We start from the raw sequence: 14,460 nt of genomic DNA, 5'->3' as shown, positions 1-14,460 counted from the left end.
CACCTCCTTTCAGATCAGCCTGCGGCCCCGCCGGATTCGGCGGCGCACGTCGGCAAGCAGCACATAGCTGCCGCCCTGGCGGATGAACTTGGGCAGAAACCGGTTGACGAATGCCACCAACAAAAACAGGTATTCGAACCGGCGCTGCTGACCGGGCGTCCACGAGACCTGCAGCGCGTCGCGAAAAACCGGAGCGAGGAAACCGGTGGTCAAGAATCGCAACAACGGGACGAAGATACGCAGCGGCGGCGCGACCATCCGCAAGTTGATCAGGTCCTGCAGGTACCCCCGCACGGTGTCGTCGAGCACGACGCGCCCGCAAGCCTGGTTCCAGTATTGGTCGAAATCCGCACGGGTAGCCGGCCATTGGTTCTCGGTGACCTGCAGCGTGGTACCCAGCGTGAACGTCGACCGGTAGAAGTGCTCGGCGAGCTCGCCGGTCAACTTGCCGCGCAGCAGCTCGTAGGTGTCTTCCAGACCGACGAAAAGGCAAGCCGCGACCCACATTTGCAGATCGCGGTCGAAGCCGCTGTACTTGACCGGGCTCTCGGGTCCGGAGCGGACCTCCCGGTGTGCGGCGTCTACGGCGTCACGGAAGGCGGCCCGGTCCTCGGGGGTGCCCAGGATCGCCACCGCCAGATAGCTGAACGTGGTACGGGCCCGCTTCCACGGGTGCTTCATCAGGCTGCCGGATTCGACCGTGCTCTCGATCACGCCGTAGCCGACCCCGGGCCAAGACAGCTGCATGACGACATTGGCGGCCCCGGCGGCGAACGACCAGAAATCGAGCGCGTCGGCTGCGGTGGCCGGTCGGTTGTCCCAACGCGCGGTGCGGCGGGTGATGTGAATCCTGGTATCGGCGGTGGTCAGCGGGGCTCCGGCTTCGGCAGTCATGTCATGCAGACGTTGGCGAACAACAGCACCGGCCAGGAAACGATCGACCCAAGGAACGACACCACCAGGTCGGCTCCGTGCATCTGGTGCAGATGATCGGTGTGTGTCGTCGACCAGACCACTCCGACCAGTAAGTACGGCGTACCGACGATCAAGGCGAGCCCGATCAACTCGGCGATGGTGATCTGGAAGCCAAGCACCTGGCGAACCTTCTCCAGCATGTGCGTCCCTCCGACAGGCAACCCGGGCGCCGTCGTCTCCGGCGATCGAATAGAAGCTATGTTAATGGACATTCTGACCCCAGGGTAGGTTTCCGGACCCTAAATCTGACGCTAGGGTGAGGCGGTGACGACCCCTCCTGCCGAGCCCGCGACGCAGGTGCGCCGGCGGCCGAAAGACCGCAAGGCGCAGATCGCGCGCGCCGCGGCCGAGGCGTTCAGCGCACAGGGGTACCACGCGGTCAGCATGGAAGCCATCGCGGCCAAGGTCGGGATCTCGGCGGCGGCGCTGTACCGGCACTACTCGAGCAAGTACGACCTGTTTCGCGGCGCGGTGCTCGCCTTGGGTCAGCAGCTGGTCGATAGCACCGCTTTCGCCGACGACGAGCCTGCCGACGCAGACCCGGCCGCCATGTTGGAGCGCTTGGTGGATGCACTGATCGACTTAGCGTTGGCCAACAGGGAATCCGGCGGACTGTACCGCTGGCAGGCGCGTTACCTGCACGGCGAGGATGCGTCGACACTGGCCGATCAGCTGCGGCTGGTCAACCACCGAATTCAGCGTCCGCTCATGGCAATTCGGCCGGCGTTGACGTCCGCGCAACGGTGGATGGCATCCGCGGGAGCGCTCAGCGTGATCGGCAGCATCGTCGACCATCGAGTTCGGCTGCCGCACGACGAGATCCGCGCGCTGATGGCCGAAGCTGCGTTGGCGGTGCTGGCCGCCGAGCTTCCCCACCCGGACGACGCCATCGCCCGGCCGACGGCCTGGCGGATCTTCTCTTCCGATGCCGGCGTCTACGAAGCCCTGCTGGGCGCGTCGATGGTGTTGTTCAACCACCACGGTTATTCCGAAACCAGCATGTCGCAAATCGCTTCGGCGGTCGGCATCCCGGTATCAGGCATCTACCGGTACTTCTCCGGCAAGTGCGAGATCCTGTCCACCGGGTTGCGGCGGGCAGCCGACCGGGTCTCCGGCCACCTGTCGGCGATCCTCGGTGATCTGCGAGAACCGCGGCAGATGCTGACCATGCTGATCGAGGCGTTTGTGGCGACGTCGTTCGCCAACCCCGAACTGGCTTCGATCTACTACACCGAGCGGGTCAACTTGACCCGCACCGACCAGGAGCTGCTGCGCGACGTGCAGCGTACGACGATCGATTCGTGGACGCGGCTACTGGAGGCGGCACGCCCGGCGTTGACGGCAGCGCAGGCGCGGTTCCTGGTGCACGCCGCGATGGCCTTGGTGGTCGACCTGGGCCGGTTGGTGCACTACGAAGACTCGGCCGAGCAGACCGCCTACCCGCAGGCGTGCGTGCGAAAGCTGATGCAGGCTACGCTTTTTGGCCGTTGCGAATAGCGCTACCGCCCAGGTAGGCGAGGTAGGCGATCAACCCCACGATGGCCGCGCTGCGGGTTCGCCGGCTGGAAAAGCCGAGCCCGAGCACCGTCTCGATCCCGCCGTTGATGTAGATGTGCTGACGGGTGTCACGCGGGAAGACCGGCTTGCTGATCGGCTCGAACAGCTGCGGGCTGGTGAAGTGCGACACCCCCGCGCCGGCCAACGCCAAACCGGAGAATCGGGCCAGACGGTTGCTCTTGCGTGACATGCGGCTCCTTAGGCGATCGCGTAGTCGTCTAACGGGAATCTAGACCCGTCCCGCACCGCGTTGCGCACCGAGGTGGGCCGCAGCAGGGTCGCCTCGCCGCTGTGGTTGAAGTAGTAGGACCGCGACGTGGCACAGTTGCCGGCGTAAAATACCGAGTTGTCCAGGTTCCGGGTCATGCGATCCAGGAAGCGTGCGTTGGCCTCTTCGGTCACCTCGAAAGTTGTTGCGCCCCTGCGCTTGACCTCGCCGAGCAGCCGGTCCATGTGGCGCATCTGGTATTCCATGGTGTTGAAGAACGAGAGCCCGGAGAAGGCGTACGGGCTGGCCAGGCTCAGGTAGTTGGGGAAGTACGGAATCGACACGCCCTGGTAGGCCTGGAACCTGTTCTCCCGCCACCACTTACCCAGATTGCGGCCTTCACGTCCGACCACCTCGATGGCCGGGAAGTTGGCGTCCCACAGGTCGAATCCAGTGGCCAGCACCAGCGTGTCGATGTTGGCCTTGTTTCCGTCGTTGGTGACGATGCCGTCCGGCTCGATCCGATTGATGCCGCCGGTCTCCAGGTGAACGTGCGGTTTGGTGAAGCTGCGGTAGTAGTCGTTGGACCAGCTCGGCCGTTTGCAGCCGATGTCGTAATCCGGTGTCAGCTTGCGCCGCAGCTCCTTGTCGCGGACCTGGATGAACCGGTGGATCTTGCACAGGTCCATCGCGGCGATGGACAGCCGGCGGAAGTAGCGGTAGTTGAGCACCCCGATGACCGTCATCATCTCGAGCAGGTTGTCGGTCACCCAGCGGACCGCCCGCTGGGTCACCGGCAGCCGGGCGAAGAGCCGCTGCACGGCGGGGGAGATCCGGAAGTCGACCTTGGGCGCCACCCAGATCGCGGTGCGCTGATACACCGTCAGGTCGGCGACCGTCTTGGCCAGCTCGGGGATGAGCTGGATGGCGGTGGCGCCGGTGCCGATCAGCCCGACCCGGCGGCCGGCGAAGTCGTAGCTGTCGTCCCACGCTGTGGTGTGGATGATCCTGCCCTCGAACGAGGAGATGCCGGGGATGTCCGGGGTGTGCGGCTGCGACAAAAAGCCGGTCGCGGTGATCAAAAAGCGGGTGGTCAGCGTTTGGCCGTCGGCCAGCGCCACGAGCCAGATCTGCGAGTCCTCGTCCCAGCGGGCTCCTTCGACGGCGGTGTTGAACCGCATGTAGCGGCGGACGTCGTATTTGTCGGCGACGTGGTCGGCGTACTGCTTGAGTTCGGGGCCCGTAGCGAACAGCCGCGACCAGTGCGGGTTGGGCTCGAACCAGTACGAGTAGGTGGTCGACGGGATGTCGACGGCAAGACCCGGGTAGCGGTTGACATGCCAGGTGCCGCCCAGGTCGGCCTCGCGGTCGAGGATGACGAAGTTGTCGTAGCCGAGCCGCTTGAGCTGGATAGCAGTGCCGATACCGGCGAAGCCCGCCCCCACGATGACGAAGTCATACTGTGGTGAGTCCATAATGCGACTATACAGAACCCGCGGTACCGGATAGCAGCCGCAACGCCGCATCGACGGCCAGCGCCGGCACGTCGACGGTCTTGCTGCCCAGGTCGTGCCGCGCGCCGGTGATCTCGACGATCTCCGTCGGCGCGGGAATCAGCGCGGCGGCGTCGCCTAGCTCGTCGGGGGTGCCGAACGGGTCCGACGTGCCGTGGGTGAACACCGTCGGCACCGCGATGTCGGGCAGGTGCTCGGTGCGCGGGCGTTCCGGCTTGCCGGGCGGATGCACCGGGTAGGAGAACAGCGTCAACACATCCACCGGCGTGTCGCCGGCGGCCACCACCATCGAGGTCAGCCGGCCGCCGTAGGAATGCCCGCCGGCGACCAGGGGCCCGTCGGCAAGTTCCCGGCAGAGCGTGATGGCCTCGACGATCCCGGCGCGGTCGGTGGCCGCCGAACCGGACGGCGGCCCTTTGGGTCTCCGCCGCCGGTAGGGCAGGTTGTAGCGCACCGCCAGCCAGCCGCGCCGCGCCCACTCGTCGCAAACCCGTTGCAGCAGTGGGGATTCCCGGCTGCCGCCGGCGCCGTGCGTCAACACCACCACGCCCGACGGGGTGCCGCCCGGCTGATGCGCGACGCCGGCGATGTCCTCGAGGTTCATGTCCCGAGCCGAAACAGCGGGGATACCGGGCCGTGCCCGTGGCCGAGGGGATACGAGGCGCGCAGGCATTCGGTCACCCAGCCTTTGGCGAAGGCGACCGCATCCGGAACGGGGTAGCCATGCGCCAGCGCGCAGGCCGTCGCGGCGGCCAGAGTGTCACCGGAGCCGTGGTCGTGGATGGTATCGACGCGCGGCGACTCGAACTCGTGAAAGTCGTTGCCGTCGAACAATAAATCGGTGCTGCACGCCGAGCCGCGCAGATGCCCGCCCTTGACCAGGGTCCATTTCGCTCCCAGGTCGTGCAACGCGCGGGCGGCTTCCCGTTGTGACTGTGCGTCGTCGACCTCGATGTTCACCAGCAGCCGCACCTCATGCAGGTTCGGCGTGACAAGGGTGGCCAACGGAAGCAGTTCGGCGCGAAGCGAATCCAGGCCGCCGCTGTCCAGCAGCGGATCGCCGTGCATCGACGCGCACACCGGGTCCACCACCAGCGGCGCATCCGGGGCGTGGTCGCGCCACGCCGACGCGACGGCCTCGATGATCTCGGCGGATGCCAGCATGCCGGTCTTGGCGGCCTGCAACCCGATGTCGTGGCACACCGCCTCGATCTGCGCGGCGATCACGTTGCCGGGAACCTTGTGAAAACCCTTGACGCCCACCGAGTTCTGCACCGTCACCGCGGTCACCGCGCACAGCGCATGCACGCCGAGCAGGGTGCAGGTTCGCACGTCGGCCTGGATGCCGGCGCCGCCGCCGGAATCCGACCCGGCGATGGCCAGCACCCGCAGCGGCGTCTCACCCGCGGGCGGTAAAGGCAAGTACCTCACGCTATGGGTAAATACACCCGGTTGCCGTGCTCGGCGAACTCGGCCGACTTCTCGGCCATAGCGGCCTCGATGGCCTCCTCGCTGTCCAGGCCGTGCGCGGCGGCGTAGTCGCGGACATCTTGGGTGATGCGCATCGAGCAGAACTTCGGCCCGCACATCGAGCAGAAGTGCGCGGTCTTGGCGGGCTCGGCCGGCAGTGTCTCGTCGTGGAATTCCCGCGCGGTGTCGGGATCCAGAGACAACGCGAACTGGTCGTTCCAGCGGAACTCGAACCGGGCGGTGCTCAATGCGTCGTCGCGCTCCTGGGCGCGCGGATGACCCTTGGCCAGGTCCGCTGCGTGCGCGGCGATCTTGTAGGCGATCACCCCGTCCTTGACGTCCTTGCGGTCCGGCAACCCCAGATGCTCCTTGGGCGTCACGTAGCACAGCATCGCGGTGCCGGCCTGCGCGATGATCGCCGCGCCGATCGCCGACGTGATGTGGTCGTAGGCCGGGGCGATGTCGGTGGCCAGCGGGCCCAGCGTGTAGAACGGCGCCTCCTCGCACCACTCCTCTTCGAGCTTCACGTTCTCGACGATCTTGTGCATCGGGATATGTCCCGGGCCTTCGATCATCACCTGTGCGCCACGGGATTTCGCGATCTTGGTCAGCTCACCCAGCGTGCGCAGCTCGGCGAACTGGGCGGCGTCGTTGGCGTCGGCGATCGAGCCCGGCCGCAGCCCGTCGCCGAGCGAGAACGTCACGTCGTAGCGGGCGAAGATGTCGGCCAGCTCCTCGAAATGCGTGTAGAGGAACGACTCCTGATGATGCGCCAGGCACCACGCCGCCATGATGGATCCGCCGCGCGACACGATGCCCGTGACCCGCTTGGCGGTCAGCGGCACATAGCGCAGCAGCACGCCGGCGTGCACCGTCATGTAGTCGACACCCTGCTCGCACTGCTCGATCACGGTGTCGCGGTAGATCTCCCACGTCAGCTTCGTCGGATCGCCCTTGACCTTCTCCAGCGCCTGATAGATCGGCACGGTGCCGACGGGCACCGGCGAGTTGCGCAGAATCCATTCGCGGGTTTCGTGGATGTCCTTGCCGGTGGACAGGTCCATGATGGTGTCCGCGCCCCAGCGGGTGGCCCACACCATCTTGTCGACCTCTTCGGCGATCGACGAAGTGACCGCCGAGTTGCCGATGTTGGCGTTGACCTTGACCGCGAACGCCTTGCCGATGATCATCGGCTCGCTTTCGGGATGGTTGTGGTTGGCCGGGATCACCGCCCGGCCGCGGGCGACCTCGTCGCGCACCAATTCCGCGGGCATCCCTTCCCGCAAGGCGATGAACGCCATCTCCGCCGTGATCTCGCCGTTGCGGGCCCGCTGCAGCTGCGTGCCGCGGTCACGCACCACACCGGCACGCGGCGGCAGCCCGCGGTGCACGTCGATGACGGCGTCGGGATCCGTGTACGGCCCGGACGTGTCGTAGAGGTCGAAGTGCTCGCCGTTGGACAGATTCACCCGCCGAAACGGAACACCATCGCGGTAGATCTTGGTGCTGCCCGCGATGGGGCCGGTGGTCACGGACGGTTTGACTGTTGCAGTCATTTCCTCTCCCTACGCCGGCATTACCCGGTCAGGTTCATACGGTCGACGGCCCCCGCCGTCCTCTCAGCTCACTGCGGTGAGCTCCCGCGGTGTTGTATTACGGACCCTGCCCACGCTAGCGCAGTCGGTGGCAGGTACCGGGAAAGAATTCGACCGCAATCATTTGTATAGCTAACATATGTGTTTCGTGGTGACCGAAATGACCCGGGCAGTCGACCCCGGCCCGCGGTTGCGTGTCGAACGCGACCATCCGTTCTACAAGTGGGTCGCGCTGTCGAACACCACGCTGGGCGTCCTGCTGGCGACCATCAACGCCTCGATCGTGCTGATCTCGCTGCCCGCGATCTTCCGCGGCATCGGGCTGAACGCGCTGGATCCGGCCAACGTCAGCTACCTGCTGTGGATGCTGATGGGCTACCTGTTGGTGAGCGCCGTGCTCGTGGTGTTCTTCGGCCGGATCGGCGACATGTACGGCCGAGTCCGGGTCTACAACGTCGGTTTTCTGGTGTTCACCGCCGCCGCCGTCGCGTTGTCCATCGACCCGTTCCAGCTCAAAGCCGGCGCGTTGTGGCTGATCGGATGGCGGGTGGTCCAAGGCGTCGGCGGCGCGATGCTGATGGCGACGTCGTCGGCGATCCTGACCGACGCGTTCCCGGCCAACCAGCGCGGTATGGCGTTGGGCATCAACCAGGTTGCCGCGGTCGCCGGGTCGTTCATCGGTCTGCTGTTGGGCGGGCTGCTTTCCGAGTGGGACTGGCGCGCCATCTTCTGGGTCGGGGTGCCGATCGGGCTGGCGGGCACCGTCTGGGCGATGCGCTCGCTGCACGAACTGGGTGACACCCGCCCGGCCAAGCTGGACTGGGCCGGCACCGTGACACTTGGCGTCGGGCTCACCGTGATTCTTACCGCCATCACGTACAGCATTCAGCCGCACGGTGATTCGGCCACCGGCTGGACCAACCCGTGGGTGCTGGGCGCGCTGGTGTCAGGCGTGCTGGCGATCGCTGCGTTCTGCGTTATCGAGTTGCGGGTGCCCCACCCCATGCTCGACATTCGGCTGTTTCGGATCACCGCGTTCGGCACCGGCAACCTCGCCGGCCTGATGTCCGCGGTGGGCCGCGGCGGCCTGCAGTTCATGCTGATCATCTGGCTGCAGGGCATCTGGCTGCCGCTGCACGGCTACAGCTTCGAATCCACCCCGCTGTGGTCGGGGATCTACCTGCTCCCGATGACGGTCGGTTTCCTGGTGGCCGGTCCGCTGGCCGGCTCACTGGCCGACCGGCACGGCGCCAGACCGTTCACCGTCGGCGGAATGCTGTTGATGGCAATCACTTTCGTGTTGCTGATGACGATCCCGGTCGACTTCAACTACTGGGTGTTCGCGGCGCTGGTCTTCCTCAACGGGTTCGGCGGCGGCATTTTCACCGCACCCAACACCGCCGTCATCATGTCCAGCGTTCCGGCCGATCAGCGCGGGTCGGCGTCGGGCGTGCGGGCGACGTTCTTCAATGCGGGCACCTCGCTGTCGATCGGCATCTTCTTCTCGCTGATGGTCATCGGGCTGGCCAACTCGTTGCCGGGGGCGATGAGCGCCGGGCTGCAACAGCAGGGCGTGTCGGCTGCGGTGGCCCACCAAGTAGCGCATACGCCGCCGGTCGGCAGCCTGTTCGCGGCGTTCCTGGGGTACAACCCGATCGCCGAGTTGCTCGGACCGTCCGGGGCGCTGCGGCAGCCGGGTGTGGCCGCCGACGTGCTGACCGGTCACAGCTTCTTCCCGCTGCTGATGTCCGGGCCGTTGCACACCGGGCTGACGGTGGTGTTCAGCGCGGCGACGGTGATGATGCTGCTGGGCGCGTTGGCGTCGTTGGTGGCGCCGGGACACTACGCCGCCGAGGTGCTGCCCTCTGGCCGGTTCGACTCCCGGGTGGAATGATTTCTTACCGTGCAGAGAACTTCCAGAGCGGCCACGGAATTTCCGCCGGGCGCCGACGAGTACTCGAACGTCGGCACGTTCCGGTTCTGGTTCGTCGGTCAGCGCTGGGAGTGGTCCGACGAGGTGGCCCGAATGCACGGCTATGAACCCGGGTCGGTGCGGCCCACGACGGAATTGATGCTCTCGCACAAACATCCGGACGACCGGGCCCACGTCCAAGACATTCTCGACCGCGCGCTGCACAGCAGAGGGTCGTTTTCCAGCCGGCACCGCTTCGTCGACACCGGCGGCGCCATGCACGACGCGATCGTGGTGGCCGACCGGATGACCGACGAGACCGGCGCTGTGGTGGGAACGGCCGGCTACTACATCGACTTGACGGACACCTTCGAGGAGACCCGCCAGGAGATTCTCGACGAAACGCTGCCGGACCTCTTCGAGTCCCGGGCGGTGATCGAGCAGGCCAAGGGTGTGCTGATGGCCATCTACCGGGTCAGCGCCGAGCAGGCGTTCGCCGTGTTGCGGTGGCGATCGCAGGAAACCAACACCAAACTGCGGGCGCTGGCCAAGCAGTTGCTCGACGAAGTCCGCACGCTGCCGCCGCCGTCGGCAAACGTCCAAAGCGAATTCGACCATCTGTTGCTGACGGTCCACGACCGTATCCGTCCCGACTCGGATACCTGAACGCGGTCTCGGGCTAGGCTCGAAGAAATCAGATGGACCTGTTGGCGGTGGCCTGTGACGTTCTGCCGGAAGCAGTCGTCGTGCACGTCAAGGGCGAAGTGGACTCCAGCAACGTCGGCGGGCTGATCTCGGAACTCGGCGCCGCGCTGCGCCAAGCCGCGACACATGCCGCGCGGCGGCTCGTCATCGACCTGCAGGCGCTGACCTACTTCGGCAGCGCCGGGCTCAACGCCGTGCTCGACTGCCACCGGCAAGGAGCCGACGCGGGGACATCGGTGCGGCTGGTGGCCGACAACGTGCTGGTGACCCGGCCGATCGAAGTCACCAACCTGCACCACGTCCTGCAGATCTTCCCGACGCTGACCGATGCGCTGCAGGATCACGGCCGCGGCTAGACCTCTTCCATGGCCTGACCGAGCTCCTCGAGCAACTTGTTGTGGTGGTTGCTGGCCATGATGTGGCCGGCCGCGATGACCAGTGCAACCGGCCAGTCGATCAGTTCGAAGGCGGCCAGCGCGGCCAAACCGCCGTAGTAGGCCAGTTGCTCGGGCCGCGGAACCTCGACCCTTCCCACCACCGGCAGATTGACGAAGAACGTCTCGCCTTCGCGGATGTGGTCGACGGCCTCGCGCTGGGAGGTGCTGCGGCGCGTCTTCTTTTCGACCATCATTTGCCTTTCTGAAACGTTGGGTTTGCCGTCGGGCCGGGTGGCGCCATCACTGTCGAAGGTATGTCGACGACCGATGCTCTGGCCGATCCACTAGCTTGCGCGCTCGCTGTTGCGTTGACCGTTCCGGTGATCGAGTTGTACGCGGCACTGTGGCGGGCCGGTGTTCTCGACGTTGTTCCGGCTGATCAGAGTCCGGGCGCTGGTCGAACAGCAGACGGGGCGCGGCGGCCACCGCGACGGTTGCCACCGCGGCTGATCCCAGCCCCTGCGCCCAGCCGATCGGCCCGAGCGGAGTACAGCCGAGCAGCTGGCTGACTCCGGGGATGCTGATCAGCGTCCCCATGGCGACCAGCGACCCGCCCGCGGTGAGCACCACCAGCGGGGCACGCGAGTCGAGCAGGGTCTGGCCCAGCTGGGCCGACACCAACGCGACCAGCGCCACCGTCGACGCGCGGCGGGGCCGCCCGGTGACCCCCGCCATCGCCCAGGCAGCCGTCGCGGCCGCCGCCGTCGTCGTCCCGCGGATCGCGACCGCACGCCACAGCGCCTGCTGATCGGGCCCGCGTGCGTCGCGGTTGCCCGAGCCGGTCGTCTGGCTGACTGCCAGCGCCGCCGCCGGCAGCGCGTCGGTGAGCATGTTCACCAGCAGCAGCTGGCGGGTGTTCAGCGGCGAACTGCCGGTCAGCGCGCTGCCGATGATCGCAAAGCCGACCTCGCCGGCATTGCCGCCGAGCAGCACCGACACCGCGGCCTGCACCCGCCGCCACAGCTCGCGGCCTTCCTCGATCGCCTGCAGCAGCGCCTCGATCCGGCCGTCGACCAGCACCACGTCGGCGGCGACGCTGGCCGGGTCGCTGCCCCGGGCGACGACGGCGATGCCGACGGTCGCGGCCCGGATCGCGGCGGCGTCGTTGGAGCCGTCGCCGACCATCGCACACACCTTGCCGGTGCGTTCCAGCGTCTGGACAATTTGCACCTTGTTCTCCGGCGACATCCGGGCGAAGATCACCCGCTCGGCGACGGCGCGTTCCTGGTCCTTGCGGGACAACTCGTCCCACTCTGCGCCGGTGATCACCTGCTCGGGTGTCACCGGCATGCCCAGCTCCGCGGCGATCGCGGTGGCGGTGATCGGGTGGTCGCCGGTGATCAGCCGGATGGCCGTGTTGCGGTCCGCCAGATCGGCCAGCAGACCGGGCGCTTGGGGCCGCGGCGTGTCGGACAGGCCGAGGAAACCGGTCAGCGACAAACTGTCGCGGCACAAGTCGTCGATGGCGTCCTCGTCGTCCTGGACCGCTTGAGCCTGCTCTGCGGTCAGCTGCCGGCGTGCCACCGCGATCACCCGCAGCCCTTCGCCCGCCAGGCCGCGCACCGTGCGCTCGTAGTCGGCGGCGCCGTTTTGGCAGGCACGCAACACCACTTCCGGTGCGCCCTTGACGGTGAGCTGGTCGCCGGACACCGAGGCCGAGAACGACCTGCCGGAGCGGAACGGCAGATGTGCGTCGGGCTCGTCGGTGGGCGCCGAACCATTCACGGACTGCGCCGCCTCGATAATGGCCCGGTCGGTGGCGTGCACGTGCGGGTTGCCGTTGGCGGTCGGCGCGGCATGCGCGGCGCAGTGCAGCACCTCCTCGCGCGAATGCCCGGCCACCGGATGCACCTGCGACACCCGCAGCCGGTTCTCCGACAGCGTGCCGGTCTTGTCGAAGCACACCACGTCGACCCGGCCAAGCGCCTCCACCGACCGCGGAATGCGTACCAGCGCACCGTAATTCGTCAGCCGCCGGGCCGACGCCGCCTGCGCGAGGGTGGCCACCAGCGGCATCCCTTCGGGCACGGCGGCCACGGTGACGGCGATGCCGCTGGCCACCGCCTGACGTAAACCCTTGCGGCGCAACAACCCCAGCGCGCTGACCAGCACGCCGCCGGCCATGCTGACCGGGAAGGCGCGGTTGGTGAGCTGGCTGAGCTGGTGTTGCAGCCCGACGTCGGGCAGCTCGCCGGATGCGAGTTCGGCGGCGCGCCGGGCCTGCGTGTCGGGGCCGACGGCGGTCACCAGCGCCAGCGCGGTGCCGGCGACGACGGTGGTCCCGGCGAACACCATGCAGCGACGGTCGGCCAGCTCCACGCCCGGTGTTGGGTCGGTTTGCTTTTCGACGGGCAGCGACTCGCCGGTGAGCGTGGACTCGTCGACCTCGAGGTCTTCTTCCTCGATGAGGCGGGCGTCGGCGGGCACCACCTCATGGGTGCGCACCTCGATCACGTCGCCGGGACGCAGTTGCGCCGCTTTGACATTGGTGTACCCGTCGGCGGTCACCTTGCGGGCCGGCGGAATCTGCAAGGCCAGCAACTGGTTCAGCCGGCTCTCGGCGCGCAGCCGCTGGCTGGCGGCGAGCACCGCGTTGCCGGTGAGCACCGAGCCCACCAGCACCGCGTCGACCGGCGAACCCAGCACCGCGCTGGCCGCCGAGCCGAGCGCGAGGACCGGGGTCAGCGGGTCGGACAGTTCGGCGCGCACGGCCCTGACGAAATTCCAGACCGCGCGGCCCGGCCGCGCCGTGATCTCGGCGCCGCGTTGAGCGGTGGCGACGGCGCGGCTGGGCCTGGTGACGTCGGGCTCGGCGGGCGGCGGCAGCTCCCGGCGGACCTGTTCGACGGTCATCGCGTGCCATTCCTGGACCGGAGCCGGTCGCGGTGTCGGCGCGTTGACCACCCCGCGAGCCAGCCAGTAGCCGGACAGCAGGCCGGCCGCCGCGCCGGTGGTCACCGGGCCGGGCCCGCGGCCGCGGACCCCGGGAAGCATCAGCAGCGCGCCCAAAGCCGAAGCGCCGGCGGATATTTCGATGCCGCGGCGGGTGGCGGCCTTGGCCGCAGGCAGCGCATGCAGCACCCGCCAGACGCCGGCCAGGTCAGGCAGCAGCAGATCGGCGTACCACGGCGGCGGCTCGTCGTCGTCGGTCGGAATGAGGCCCAGCGCGACATCGGCCGACGACAGCGCCTGCGCCGCGGCCGACGACAGCACCGCCACGGTGTGGCCGTCCCGCTGCAGCTGCGCCAGCGCGTCGGCGAGCGCGTCGTCAAGGGATCCGACGTCCAGCGGGCGGACCTCGTCGAACGCGGGCCGCAGTTCGCCGAGCGCGTCGGTGTCGACGGAGATCAGGTCCACGCCGCAGCGGCGGGCCTCGGCCATCACCGCCGGGGCCAGCGGGTCGTGGGTGGGACAGATCAGCGCCTCGACTCGGCGTCCCCGCCCGCGGGGAACCCGGTGCCAGCCCAGGCCGACATCGGGGTCGTCGAGCAGTTCCTGGGCGCGCTCCCACGCTTGCGCCAGTTCGTCGTCGCGGGCGCCGCGGACGCGCACCACGCGCAGCTTGTCGGTGCACAACACCCGCGGGTCGACCAGCAGGGCGTCGACCTGGTCGAGCCGGCGCAGGCTGTGCGGGCGCAGCGGCAACGCGCCGTGCCGGTCGGACAACCCGTGGCCGAGCGCCGCGGCGAACGACTCGCGGGTGGTGCGCAGCGCCTTGGGCGCGGTCACCAACGCCGCGGTGCCGGCCATGTTGACGCTGCGTGCGGCAGCGCCGACGACGCCTGCCCCCACGGCCTGCGCGTATGCGGCCCGCTGTGCGTGACGCTGGGCGGGCCCGGGCGGCAACGGCACCGGCCGGGACGGCGGATAGAGGTTGTCGTTGTCGGCGTGGGCGGCCAGTCTCGGCTCGTGCCGGTGCCAGGCCTGCGCCTCGGCGCGGCACTCGGCGGCCTTGATCGTTTCCATCATCAGGTCGACCGCCAGCGACGCCGGTGCGAGCGAGATGATGTGCGCGGCGGTCATCGCCAGCGTCAACACCGTGTCGGTGGCCGGCTGGCCGATCCGATCCTCGAGCAAACGGCGCAGC

Annotated in this window: 13 protein-coding genes, 1 pseudogene and 1 riboswitch; of the genes and pseudogenes, 5 read left to right on the top strand and 9 right to left on the bottom strand. The window is 68.0% G+C overall.

What is annotated here, in order from left to right; translation table 11 throughout:
- Positions 1-9: 9 nt before the first annotated feature.
- Complete coding sequence (locus tag G6N47_RS05155; protein WP_083134218.1) at positions 10-894, bottom strand: oxygenase MpaB family protein; 885 nt, start codon at positions 892-894, stop codon at positions 10-12.
- A complete protein-coding gene (locus tag G6N47_RS05150; RefSeq protein WP_083134219.1) occupies positions 891-1,115 on the bottom strand; it encodes a hypothetical protein in 225 nt (74 codons plus the stop codon). Before G6N47_RS05150 ends, G6N47_RS05155 begins: the two co-directional genes overlap by 4 nt.
- 157 nt (positions 1,116-1,272) lie before the next feature.
- Here G6N47_RS05150 and G6N47_RS05145 point away from each other — a divergent pair, with 157 nt between their 5' ends.
- A complete protein-coding gene (locus tag G6N47_RS05145) occupies positions 1,273-2,472 on the top strand; it encodes a TetR/AcrR family transcriptional regulator (protein WP_083134220.1) in 1,200 nt (399 codons plus the stop codon).
- Here G6N47_RS05145 and G6N47_RS05140 read toward each other — a convergent pair.
- The 5 genes from G6N47_RS05140 to thiC form a co-directional block, all read right to left on the bottom strand.
- Positions 2,447-2,722, bottom strand: a complete 276-nt coding sequence (locus tag G6N47_RS05140; RefSeq protein WP_083134221.1) for a hypothetical protein — start codon at positions 2,720-2,722, stop codon at positions 2,447-2,449. The two genes, G6N47_RS05145 and G6N47_RS05140, sit on opposite strands and share 26 nt — an antisense overlap.
- Positions 2,723-2,730: 8 nt before the next feature.
- Positions 2,731-4,215 (bottom strand): flavin-containing monooxygenase, encoded by a 1,485-nt coding sequence (locus G6N47_RS05135; RefSeq protein ID WP_083134222.1) that lies wholly within the window; start codon positions 4,213-4,215, stop codon positions 2,731-2,733.
- A 7-nt stretch (positions 4,216-4,222) separates the two neighbouring features.
- Positions 4,223-4,858: an alpha/beta hydrolase family protein gene (locus tag G6N47_RS05130; RefSeq protein ID WP_083134223.1), complete on the bottom strand. Its 636-nt coding sequence runs from the start codon at positions 4,856-4,858 to the stop codon at positions 4,223-4,225.
- Complete coding sequence (gene thiD / locus G6N47_RS05125; RefSeq protein ID WP_083134224.1) at positions 4,855-5,685, bottom strand: bifunctional hydroxymethylpyrimidine kinase/phosphomethylpyrimidine kinase; 831 nt, start codon at positions 5,683-5,685, stop codon at positions 4,855-4,857. The genes G6N47_RS05130 and thiD overlap by 4 nt, the downstream gene beginning before the upstream one ends.
- Positions 5,682-7,280, bottom strand: a complete 1,599-nt coding sequence (gene thiC / locus G6N47_RS05120; RefSeq protein ID WP_083134225.1) for a phosphomethylpyrimidine synthase ThiC — start codon at positions 7,278-7,280, stop codon at positions 5,682-5,684. The genes thiD and thiC overlap by 4 nt, the downstream gene beginning before the upstream one ends.
- Positions 7,270-7,378, bottom strand: a riboswitch (TPP riboswitch). (Overlaps the previous gene by 11 nt.)
- 101 nt (positions 7,379-7,479) lie before the next feature.
- Between thiC and G6N47_RS05115 the strand changes: the two genes are divergently transcribed.
- Genes G6N47_RS05115 through G6N47_RS05105 form a run of 3 tightly spaced genes read left to right on the top strand, consistent with a single transcriptional unit; the run spans position 7,480 to position 10,292 of the window.
- Positions 7,480-9,213, top strand: a complete 1,734-nt coding sequence (locus G6N47_RS05115) for an MFS transporter (RefSeq protein WP_083134268.1) — start codon at positions 7,480-7,482, stop codon at positions 9,211-9,213.
- A gap of 9 nt (positions 9,214-9,222) precedes the next feature.
- Positions 9,223-9,897 carry a PAS and ANTAR domain-containing protein gene (locus tag G6N47_RS05110; RefSeq protein WP_232080126.1) on the top strand — a complete coding sequence of 225 codons (675 nt, stop codon included), beginning with the start codon at positions 9,223-9,225 and terminating at the stop codon, positions 9,895-9,897.
- A gap of 32 nt (positions 9,898-9,929) precedes the next feature.
- Entirely contained in the window at positions 9,930-10,292 is a 363-nt protein-coding gene (locus G6N47_RS05105; RefSeq protein WP_083134226.1) for an STAS domain-containing protein, read from the top strand.
- Here G6N47_RS05105 and G6N47_RS05100 read toward each other — a convergent pair.
- Entirely contained in the window at positions 10,289-10,564 is a 276-nt protein-coding gene (locus tag G6N47_RS05100; protein WP_139799709.1) for a hypothetical protein, read from the bottom strand. The two genes, G6N47_RS05105 and G6N47_RS05100, sit on opposite strands and share 4 nt — an antisense overlap.
- Positions 10,565-10,627: 63 nt before the next feature.
- Here G6N47_RS05100 and G6N47_RS30035 point away from each other — a divergent pair, with 63 nt between their 5' ends.
- Positions 10,628-10,882 (top strand): Rv1535 domain-containing protein, encoded by a 255-nt coding sequence (locus G6N47_RS30035; RefSeq protein WP_249025618.1) that lies wholly within the window; start codon positions 10,628-10,630, stop codon positions 10,880-10,882.
- Here G6N47_RS30035 and G6N47_RS30275 read toward each other — a convergent pair.
- Positions 10,851-13,226, bottom strand: a pseudogene (locus G6N47_RS30275) (cation-translocating P-type ATPase); the annotation flags it as partial. The gene G6N47_RS30035 and the pseudogene G6N47_RS30275 overlap by 32 nt on opposite strands.
- Positions 13,227-14,460 lie beyond the last annotated feature (1,234 nt).

Source organism: Mycobacterium branderi, from assembly GCF_010728725.1.
In the GTDB taxonomy this organism is placed as follows: domain Bacteria; phylum Actinomycetota; class Actinomycetes; order Mycobacteriales; family Mycobacteriaceae; genus Mycobacterium; species Mycobacterium branderi.
The sequence above is the reverse complement of the archived record's forward strand: the minus strand, read 5'-3'. Positions and strand labels throughout refer to the sequence as shown.